This window comes from Brevundimonas sp., from assembly GCF_036732845.1.
In the GTDB taxonomy this organism is placed as follows: domain Bacteria; phylum Pseudomonadota; class Alphaproteobacteria; order Caulobacterales; family Caulobacteraceae; genus Brevundimonas.
This window is the reverse complement of the sequence record NZ_DAINBO010000013.1, coordinates 1-5,102: the sequence shown is the minus strand read 5'-3', so window position 1 is coordinate 5,102 and position 5,102 is coordinate 1. Positions and strand designations below refer to the sequence as shown.

Annotated in this window: 8 protein-coding genes; 2 read left to right on the top strand and 6 right to left on the bottom strand. The window is 66.8% G+C overall.

Annotated features, from left to right (window positions below; all coding sequences use genetic code 11):
• On the bottom strand, positions 1-1,000 hold a 1,000-nt coding region (locus tag V7D63_RS06660), incomplete at its 3' end, for a S1/P1 Nuclease (RefSeq protein ID WP_333591483.1).
• 484 nt (positions 1,001-1,484) lie between these two features.
• Between V7D63_RS06660 and V7D63_RS06655 the strand changes: the two genes are divergently transcribed.
• Complete coding sequence (locus V7D63_RS06655) at positions 1,485-2,075, top strand: 3D domain-containing protein (protein ID WP_333591482.1); 591 nt, start codon at positions 1,485-1,487, stop codon at positions 2,073-2,075.
• 4 nt (positions 2,076-2,079) lie between these two features.
• On the opposite strand, the gene V7D63_RS06650 is transcribed toward V7D63_RS06655, so the two are convergent.
• Positions 2,080-2,400, bottom strand: coding sequence for an Mpo1-like protein (locus V7D63_RS06650; protein WP_333591481.1), 321 nt, complete (start codon positions 2,398-2,400; stop codon positions 2,080-2,082).
• A gap of 119 nt (positions 2,401-2,519) precedes the next feature.
• On the opposite strand from V7D63_RS06650, the gene V7D63_RS06645 reads away from it, so the two are divergent.
• Entirely contained in the window at positions 2,520-2,873 is a 354-nt protein-coding gene (locus V7D63_RS06645) for a DUF1428 domain-containing protein (RefSeq protein ID WP_333591480.1), read from the top strand.
• Between the two features lie 6 nt (positions 2,874-2,879).
• Here V7D63_RS06645 and V7D63_RS06640 read toward each other — a convergent pair whose 3' ends face one another.
• The 4 genes from V7D63_RS06640 to V7D63_RS06625 form a co-directional block, all read right to left on the bottom strand.
• Positions 2,880-3,410, bottom strand: a complete 531-nt coding sequence (locus V7D63_RS06640) for a hypothetical protein (RefSeq protein ID WP_333591479.1) — start codon at positions 3,408-3,410, stop codon at positions 2,880-2,882.
• 97 nt (positions 3,411-3,507) lie between these two features.
• On the bottom strand, positions 3,508-4,251 hold the full coding sequence (locus tag V7D63_RS06635; protein ID WP_333591478.1) for a zeta toxin family protein: 744 nt from the start codon (positions 4,249-4,251) through the stop codon (positions 3,508-3,510).
• On the bottom strand, positions 4,248-4,580 hold the full coding sequence (locus V7D63_RS06630) for a hypothetical protein (protein WP_333591477.1): 333 nt from the start codon (positions 4,578-4,580) through the stop codon (positions 4,248-4,250). Before V7D63_RS06630 ends, V7D63_RS06635 begins: the two co-directional genes overlap by 4 nt.
• 23 nt (positions 4,581-4,603) lie before the next feature.
• The coding region (locus V7D63_RS06625) for a sigma-70 family RNA polymerase sigma factor (protein ID WP_333591476.1) at positions 4,604-5,102 on the bottom strand (499 nt) is incomplete at its 5' end.

Sequence of the window (5,102 nt, the reverse complement as noted above, 5' to 3'; positions counted from 1 at the left end):
TCCACGGATCGGCGGTTCCGGCCTCGACCTCGGCCACCTTGACCGCCGGCCAGCCGATCGAGACGTCGGCCGAAGCGCGCCAGGCCAGGACGATCAGGTCGCGCAGTTCGGCGGCGCCCGCGCCCAGACGGGCGTTCACGAACGCGGCCCCGCGCGGGTCCGTGTCGCGGAACGCACCCGCCTTCTCCATGCGATAGAAGGGCGTCACCTCGGTCAGGGTGGCGCGCAGATAGGCGGCGATGCGGCCGTTGATCTCGACCGCCTGGTCACGCGACGCGGGCATGGCGGCCTCCACCGCGTCCAGGCGCGCGACCCGGCTGGTGAAGGCGTTCTCGAAATCGCCATGGGTCTGGCGCGAGGTGGTGAAGCCCTCGGGGTTCGGCGTGTTCCGATCCCAGCCGTTGTAATGGATGGTGGTGTGGTGCGGCTGCGAACCGTCGCCGACATAGTGGCCCAGAACGCCGATGTCGCGCAGGGTCAGGGCCTCGCGGCGTTCGCGATCGACCCGGTACCAGGCCCGGCGCTCCAGATCGGTCTCGCGCGCCTCGGCCGCGTTCAGCACGCGGATATAGGCGAAGTCGCGCACCAGTTGCTGCCAGCCGTCCATGATGGCGTAAGGCAGGTATCCGGCGTCGTTGACGTCCAGCCCGGCGGCGATCAGGGCCGCGTCATACTGTGACTTCAGGCGCGGCAGGGCGTCGACGGCCGGACCCGTGGCGTTCATCACCCGGCCGTTTTCGTCCAGATCGACGAAATGGGCGGTGTCGCGTTCGCGGTCGTGCGGCTGGCCCGCGCCCTTCCAGCGATCCGGCTCGCGCGCCAGTTCGCCGACATCGGCCGCCGCGCCCGGCGTGCGCAGGAAGGCCGGCAGATCGCCGGGCAGGCCGCGCATGGCGGCCACGCCCACCAGGCGGTGACCGGTGCTGCCCCAGGCGTCCACCTGGGCGGCGGAGGCGGCCAGGGCCAGGACTGCGACGGAGGCGAGGACGAGACGCTTCATGGAACGGTTCCGACTGCGGCGAACGACCCGTTTCGGTTAGGACGCGCCCGCGCCGTCGTCCAGTGAAGTCTTTGTCGCGCCGCCCCGGACTTCAGGCGATGGCGAAGGCCGCCCTTGCCGCCCCGATCCAGCCGCCACGGCCGGGGCGCGCCGCGCACGCCATGACGTCGTCACGCCCGCGCCGATAATCCATCTTGAGATGGCCCAGCCGTCACTTGAACGTCAAACCACCCTCGAAGACTACATCGGCGTAAATCTTCAGAATCTCGCACCAGTCAAGAAACGATCATCCACGAATACAGCTCAAGGCCATCGACGATGATTTGAACGCGCCCATCGCCGCATTCATCGTGATCTGGGCCAATCCGACGTCTCTGTGGACAGTTGGTCGCACCGGGCGCCGTTCGCCACTTTTTCGCCTCAGACGCACACCAAAAGCCCGCCCGCCGGACATGTCGGGACCGGTGTCGCTTGAGTCGAATTGATGCTGGGCACGGCCGCTGCGCTCGCCATGGTCTGGTCCCTCGCCTTCGGCGGGATGGCCGGGGAACCCGTCAGCTATCAGGCCGCCGTCGCGGCCGATGCGGCCGGGGTCGAGGCGAACGGATCGGCCGAGGACCTGGATCTGACCGACGAGCAGCAGGCCTTCCTGGCCGCCGAACCCGACTGGCGCGCCCGCGCGACCCTGTATCATGCGGGCGGCGGCGGGGCGACCGGCGCCGACTCCCTGGGCTGCCGCCCGGTGGCCATGCGCACCGTCGCCACCGACCCGCGCGTCATTCCTCGCCGCACCCGCCTGTTCATCCGCGAGACGGTCGGCATGCGCATGCCCGACGGCACGCTGCATGACGGCTACTGGTACGCCTCGGACACCGGCGGCGCGGTCAAGGGGACCAAGGTCGACCTGTTCACCGGCGACGGCCGCGGCTCGATGCGTCCGGCCATGCGCTGGAACACCCGCACCCTGACCATCCAGAACGCCGGCCGTTTCGAGGGCTGCCCGCCCTCATGGGACGCCAAGCCCAGCGAACAGACGCTGCTGGCCCAGGCCGCGACGGCGACCGGCGCGCACTGAACCGTCAGAAGCGGCGCTTGCCGCTGATCGTCTCAAAGAACATCCGCCAGTCGCCCATCACGCTCCACAGCGGGTATTGGAAGGTCGCGGGCCGGTTCTTCTCGAACACATAGTGCCCGATCCAGGCGAAGCCATAGCCCACCACCGGAATGGCCAGCAGCCACCAGGCGTTGCGGGTGACCAGGGCGGTCACGGCGATCACGCACACCAGACCCGTTCCCACCACATGAATCCGTCGGCAGGTCCGGTTGGAATGCTGGTGGATGTAATACGGATAGAAGGCCTCGAACGAGGCGTAGCGTTCACCGGGTGCGGTCTGGGTCATGATCTCAGACTGCCTCCGCCTCGTTGCACCCGCAAGATCATCGATCGCCGAGGCGCGCGGCGCCGTTTGGAAAAAACGGCTACAGTCGGCCGAGATCGCTTCAGCCCCTGGAGAAGACCATGAGCTATGTCACCGGCTTCCTGACCCCCGTGAAGATCAAGGACAAGGATCGCTACATCAAGTCCGCCGAGACCGCCTGGCCGCTGTTCCAGAGCTACGGCTGTCTGGAGCATGTCGAAACCTGGGGCGAGGACGTGCCCGACGGCACGCACACCAGCTTCCCCATGGCGGTGAAGCGCGAGGACGATGAAGTGGTGGTCTTCTCCTGGCTGCGCTGGCCCGACAAGGCGACCGCCGACGAGGCCTGGGCCAAGATGATGGAGGACCCGGCCATGAAGGACATGGACATGCCCTTCGACGGCAAGCGCATGATGTGGGGCGGCTTCGGCGTCATCTTCGACCAGAAGGCCTGACGTTCTTCAGGCGGTGGTCGGCGCCTCCTGGCCCAGCAGGCGCCGGATCACAGGCCAGGCGTTCACCCAGGCCGAGATGAAGCCAACGATGCTGGCCGTCCACTGGAAGGCGCTCCACAGCGCCTCCAGCACGCCGCCGAAGCCGAAGCCTTGGGAAATCGGCCACAGCAGGTCCGACACGGCGATGCGGAAGGCCGCATAGGCGCCGGAATATTCGATCGACCGATGGGCGAAGAAGGCGATCGCCACCGCCGCCGACACCGGCGCCCACAACAGGGGCAGCAACAGCAACAGGGCCAGGACCAGCACCAGGATCTTGGTCAACGGCGTCTCGGACGAAAAGAAGCTCATCACCACCCCGACGCCCAGGGCCAGACCGGTCAAGGCCAGCATGACGGGCAGCACCAGGTCGGCGGCGTCCATCAGGTCCATCCGCGTCATCAGCAGCAGGATCGCCGCCCCCGACAACAGGAAGCCCCCCACCCACAGCCCGGCGTATTGGCCCAGCCGCTGTTTCAAATGCCCGATGCCGACCATGTCGCCGCGCCCTCGAAAGACCGGCGTTCACCATGAGCCGGACACGACGCAGCGTCCAGCCGTCAAAGCCGCGAGACCTTGCGGATATGTTGGCGGATCACGCGACGATGTACGTAGGACAAACCTTGGTCATCCAGGCTTCGATCGCGGGCGGCGCCCCGGCGCGGGTCGCGCGCATGTCGAACCGCTCGTCCTCGCCCAACTGGACCCGACAGACGGTGAACGCCTCTTTTTTGGTGCGGCTGTTGTCCAGGAATACGGCGGCGTCGGCGACGGGCGCGGCCAGACGAATGGCGTTCTGGGTGCGGGGGAACCGGTCGATCAGCTTTTCCACCTCCACGTCATGGCCGCCCTCGTCGGTTCGGTTGGCGACGCGCCCGATCGACACCTGCTCGCTGCTCAGCCCCACGAACAACAGGACGACGAAATACCCCGCCGCCTGCATCTGAAGGATCAGGTCGACCTTGGTCTCGACGGTCCCATCGGGGTGTTCGCGCCAGTGCGAGAACACCGTCTCCATGGCGAACGGCACGCCCTGGACCAGGGCCTGGGCGACGAAGGCCTGGACGCCGTTCTGGGCGACGCGCATCCAACTCTCGTCGGCATCCCGAAGCTCGGCGGCCCAGTCGATCAGGAATCCGTCCGCCTGGGCTTCCGGCAGGATCGACAGCATCATCCGATCCGCGTTGATCAGCGGGATGCGCAGCGTATCGGCCAGCGAGCGATACCACATCGTGGACTTGCCCGAGCCGTTATGGCCCGCCACGATCACGGCCAAGGGTTTGTCAGATCGGCTTTGCGCCTCAAGCACGACTTCCAGCGCCTGGTCGATGCCGATCAAGGGATGGCCTTGAACTCGCCGTTCTCGAATACGCCGCTCTCGATCTTGCCTAGCAGTTCGCGGATGACCCGATCCGGGTTTCTCGGATCGGCTCTATAGCTGGCGACGCCACGCTTCTTCTGGAACCTGACCCCCGCCACGGACATCCGTTTGACGGCGCGTTCAAGCGCTTCCTGGCCGGCGCGGACATTGGCCTCGAACACGCGAGGATCGACCGCATCGGCCTCCACCTCGACCCTGCCGAATGCGACCGTTCGACCGCCTTGGCCACGCCGGATCCCGTTGATCCTTATGGTCGGGTGCGGCGGCTTGGAACGGATCGGGGCCATGCGGCGATCCTAGTCCGAAAGCCTTAGCTGTCCAAGAACGAACGCAGCTTCCGCGACCGCGACGGGTGCTTCAGCTTGCGCAGGGCCTTGGCCTCGATCTGGCGGATGCGTTCGCGGGTCACGCTGAACTGCTGACCCACCTCTTCCAGGGTGTGATCGGTGTTCATGCCGATGCCGAAGCGCATGCGCAGCACGCGTTCTTCACGCGGCGTCAGCGAGGCCAGCACGCGGGTCGTGGTTTCGCGCAGGTTCGACTGGATGGCGGCGTCGATCGGCAGGACGGCGTTCTTGTCCTCGATGAAGTCGCCCAGGTGGCTGTCCTCCTCGTCGCCGATGGGCGTTTCCAGGCTGATCGGCTCCTTGGCGATCTTCAGGACCTTGCGCACCTTCTCCAGCGGCATGGCCAGCTTTTCGGCCAGCTCTTCGGGCGTCGGCTCGCGGCCGATCTCGTGCAGCATCTGGCGGCTGGTGCGCACGATCTTGTTGATCGTCTCGATCATGTGCACCGGGATGCGGATGGTG